Genomic DNA, 4,268 nt, shown 5'->3' with positions numbered 1-4,268 from the left:
GGTGATGACATTGATGCCTTCTTCGTCTCTGTGGAGAACGGCACGAGGCGACTGACGACGCGGATCGGCGGTTACTCGGCAGTCACGCTCAATGCAATACGGGATGCTCATGCAGCCGGGCTGCCGGTGAAGGGCGATGTGAAGCGTGAGGTAAAGGGTGGTTTTGAGATATCGATCGGCGGCGTACGTTGTTTCTGTCCTTTTTCGCAGATTGACCTGAAGGGCGGCCGCGAAGGCGGCATCTACCTGGGTCGGACCTTCCCCTTCCAGGTGCTCGAATTCGGAGAGGACGGCAGGAATGTCATCGTTTCCCGGCGCACGCTCCTGGAACAGGAAAAGCAGGCCCGCATCAGCAAGCTGAGAGAAACCCTCGCCGTTGGCCAGGAGATTTCGGGCAGGGTAAGTTCGCTTCAGAAATTCGGCGCCTTCATCGACATCGGGGGAACAGAAGGACTGATACCGAACAGCGAGATTTCATGGTCGAGGACCGAAAAGATTGAAGATATCCTTGCCGTCGGTCAGGAAGTGACAGTCAGAGTCCTCTCCTTCGACTGGGACAGCAAAAGGCTGACGCTGAGTCTGAAGGCCATGGAGCCTGATCCCTGGTCTGCCTCGATAGAAAAATATCCTGTCGGCTCCAAAGTAAGCGGCACGATTGTGCGCCTTGCGCCCTTCGGTGCCTTTCTCAACGTCGAAGCCGGTATTGACGGACTGATCCATATATCGAATCTTGGCGCTGGGCGGCGTATCAACCATCCGAAGGAGGTGGTCGAGGTCGGGCAATGGGTAGAGGCCTATGTCATCTCCGTTGACCTTGAAAAGCGGAAACTCTCGCTCTCGATGCAGCCAAAGGTCGAGCCGCAGAAGATCGTGCTCCCCTCTGTGGGAGAGGTTTTTGAAGGAACGGTCGAGAAGGCGATGCCCTACGGGGTCCTCCTGAAGTTACCGAGCGGCGCAACCGGTCTCATCCCGAGCGCCGAAATGGGAACACCGGCGGGGACGGACCACAACCGCATGTTTCCTGCGGGCACAAAGATGCAGGTTGTTGTGATAGATGTTGATGCTGCTCGGGGCAGAATTCGTCTGAGCCGCAAGGGCGTTCTGGAGAGGATAGAGCAGCAGGAGCTCAACGAATATAGGGATTCGGTAAAGGATAAGGCTAAGTCCTCTGCAGGCCTCGGGGTCCTCGGTGAGCTCCTAAAGGCAAAAATGGAGGAGAAGGGGAACAGAGAAAAGAGCTGAAGGCTGCGGGCCGTTCCCTATCCTTCAGCCTTCTGTTCTGAACTTTCTGTTGCGACCGTGAATTGTCCGGGCTGGAGCGTCCTGTCAGCCAGGACCGTAATCTTTGTATCGAGCTCCCCTTCCAGGACGAGAATCTCATCTCTCTTCGTATTGAGGAGATAGTTTGCGCTCTCGACAGGCAGAGAACAGCTTATGCTCTTGATCCCCTCCTTTGAACCCGCCGTATGGATCTCCCTGAGAGCCGAGATTGCGGTCATCTCATCGGTCCTTACTGTCCCAACGCCTGCGCAGGCGTCGCATTTCCTGTTCATCGATTCGAAATAGGCTGTCCTCATCCTCTCACGGGTCATCTCCACAATGCCGAATTTTGATATCCCGCTGATGTCCGCATGGGCCTTGTCCGAACTGAGAGCCGTCCTAAGCCTGTTCTCGACTTCCCTTCTGTTCTTGGAAGATTCCATATCGATGAAGTCTATGACGATGAGACCGCCGATATCCCTCAGCCTCAGTTGTCTAGCAACCTCGTCAGCGGCCTCCAGATTCGTCCTGAAGGCAGTCGCTTCCACATTCCCCTCTTTCCTGCTCCGTCCTGAATTAACATCAATGGCGGTGAGGGCCTCAGTCCTGTCAAATACGAGATATCCCCTCGAAGGCAGGTAGACAAACCGTTCGTTGATCTTCGCTATCTGCTCCTCGATCTTGTGCTTCGTGAAGATCGGCCTCCGGTCCTTATAGTACTTGACGTTGATCCTGCGCCAGGGGAGCGTCTTTCTCAGGAATTCCTTCATATTCTTGAATGTTGTCTGGTCGTCAACGAGGACCTCGGCAACGTCCGATGTCAGATAGTCCCTGACAGTCCTCACCCCGATATCATGGTCACGGTAGATAAGGGCCGGGGCGCTCACCTTCTTCGATTCCAGCTGGATCTTCGTCCAGAGCTTGGTGAGGTATTTCAGATCATTGGACAGGTCATCCTCAGTCTTGTCGCTTCCGGCTGTCCTGAGAATGAAACCCATATTTTCGGGAAGCTTGAGGCTATTGAAGATCTCCTTGAGACGTTCTCTGTCTTCTTTCGACTCGATCTTTCTCGAGATGCCGACACGTTGCTGTCCGGGCATCATGACCATATACCGTCCGGGGATCGAGATATAGGTCGTGAGACTCGCGCCCTTTGTGTCCCGTTCATCTTTCTCTACCTGAACAATGAGTTCCTGGCCCTTTGTCAGGACGTCCTGTACCCTCGGTCTCTTCCCCTCCTCCCTGTTCTGGAAATACTCGGGATTGATCTCCCTGATCTGCAGGAAGCCGTGCCTCTTCGGACCGAAGTCGACGAATACCGCCTGGAGCCCGGGCTCTATCCTTGCAATGCTCCCCTTATAGATATTCCCTTTCAGATGCTCTTTCGTCGCCACTTCAACATAGAAGTCGACAAGGGTATCGCCTTCGACAATGGCCACCCGCTTTTCTTCAGGATAGCGGGCATTGATCAGTATCTTCTTTTTCATTCGATATACCTCTTCATTCACTCTCCACAATTTGATGCACTCCGCTCAGGCGGTTCTCATAAGACCCCCGGAAAGATGAACCGAAAAGAACAGAAGGCGCCCCATCCGGGCTTCAGGGACCTCCTGTCTCGCCTTCAGCGCTTTCAGGTCTTTGCATATCACGTTCTTTATGGAGCAGGTAGAGAGCCTCACTCAACAGGAGGTCAGGATATCTGACGGTCGCCTCTATCACTTCCGCAAGGGGATAGTCAACATAATGTCCCTCGGGATAGACGATCCTCATGAATCTTCGTTTCAGGAGATAGCAGCGTTTCACCGTGCCGTTCTTGCCGGGGAGAGGGACGATGACATGCTCCAGGTCCTCTTCGAGTCCATAGCGCTTTATGAGTTCATTCACTTCTTCCATCGGTCCGGGGCTTATGGCTTACTCCCTAAGCCTCACTATATTACTGTGTTTGTCCGGGCTAATTCAATGAGGAGCGGCCCAGCGTCAAAAGTGCTCCCTTTTGCCGGAGGGGACGATATGATAAGATGGGGCTGAGGACTTCGATGATACGGGCCCTGAAGAAGATCGAAACCTACTTCGCCAAAGACCTCTGGGACCTTGACATAAACTCCCTCGGCAGGATGAGGGCTTTGCAGGTCAAGTTTCTCCGCCTGGCCACGGTCTTTGTCAGTGAACTTTCTGGCGAGCAACTTGCATTGCGGGCCATGAGTCTCGTCTACACCACCCTCTTGACCATCGTGCCCCTGCTGGCCGTCAGTTTTTCCGTTTTGAAAGCCTTCGGCGTCCATACAAAATTGGAAGTCCTCCTCTCTTCCTTCCTCGAACCCCTCGGACCGGGAGGTATCAACCTCTCTCTCAGGATCATTGAATTTGTCGAAAGGGTAAACGTGGGCGTCCTCGGCGCTTTCGGTCTCTCTGCCCTGTTATACACCGTCATATCCCAGATCCAGAAGATCGAGGTCTCCCTTAACTTCATATGGCATGTGAGTAAGCCGCGAAGTTTTTCAAGAAGGGTTACCGCCTATATGAGCATTCTCTTAGTAGGGCCCGTTCTCGGCTTCTCCGCAATAGGATTGAGCGCGTACCTCATGGAAAGTTCTCTCGTCCGCAGGCTGTTATCGGTAGAGACGGTCGGGTCGGCCGCGTATCTGGCGGGCCATGGAATGACCTATCTTCTGATCTGTGCGTTTTTTGTCTTCGTCTATGTCTCGCTACCGAATACGAAAGTCCATTTCGCCTCCGCCCTCGTGGGAGGTATCTTCGCAGGGATAGTATGGAAGATCATGGGGCTGGTCTTTGCGTCCTTTATCGTCACATCAACACAGTACTCTGCGATCTATTCAGGCTTCGCCCTAGGCATCCTTTTTCTCATATGGCTCTACTGGAGCTGGTTTATTCTCCTCGTCGGGGCGCGGGTCTCTTTTTACCACCAGTATCCCCGTCTCCTTGATTTCAGAAAAGAGAGCTTGCGCCTGAGCACCAGACAGAGGGAGAAACTCGCAATGCTCATCATG

Annotated in this window: 4 protein-coding genes; 2 read left to right on the top strand and 2 right to left on the bottom strand. The window is 53.6% G+C overall.

All coding sequences use genetic code 11. From position 1 onward, the window contains the following. A partial coding sequence (locus VFG09_01095; GenBank protein HET6513729.1) for a S1 RNA-binding domain-containing protein occupies nucleotides 1-1,242 on the top strand: 1,242 nt, incomplete at its 5' end. Between the two features lie 17 nt (nucleotides 1,243-1,259). On the opposite strand, the gene VFG09_01090 is transcribed toward VFG09_01095, so the two are convergent. Beyond that, a complete protein-coding gene (locus tag VFG09_01090) occupies nucleotides 1,260-2,747 on the bottom strand; it encodes an Rne/Rng family ribonuclease (GenBank protein HET6513728.1) in 1,488 nt (495 codons plus the stop codon). A gap of 112 nt (nucleotides 2,748-2,859) precedes the next feature. Beyond that, nucleotides 2,860-3,153 carry a hypothetical protein gene (locus tag VFG09_01085; protein ID HET6513727.1) on the bottom strand — a complete coding sequence of 98 codons (294 nt, stop codon included), beginning with the start codon at nucleotides 3,151-3,153 and terminating at the stop codon, nucleotides 2,860-2,862. Between the two features lie 143 nt (nucleotides 3,154-3,296). Between VFG09_01085 and VFG09_01080 the strand changes: the two genes are divergently transcribed. Continuing rightward, nucleotides 3,297-4,268 (top strand): YihY/virulence factor BrkB family protein (locus tag VFG09_01080; GenBank protein HET6513726.1); only part of this gene is annotated, 972 nt, incomplete at its 3' end.

The organism is Thermodesulfovibrionales bacterium, assembly GCA_035686305.1.
Classification (GTDB): Bacteria; Nitrospirota; Thermodesulfovibrionia; order Thermodesulfovibrionales; family UBA9159; genus DASRZP01.
This window is presented reverse-complemented; position numbering and strand designations above follow the sequence as displayed.

Bases quoted from the DNA above. Each gene is read 5' to 3' on its own strand.
- VFG09_01090 (HET6513728.1), bottom strand. From the start codon at position 2,747: ATGAAAAAGAAGATACTGATCAATGCCCGCTATCCTGAAGAAAAGCGG.
- VFG09_01085 (HET6513727.1), bottom strand. From the start codon at position 3,153: ATGGAAGAAGTGAATGAACTCATAAAGCGCTATGGACTCGAAGAGGAC.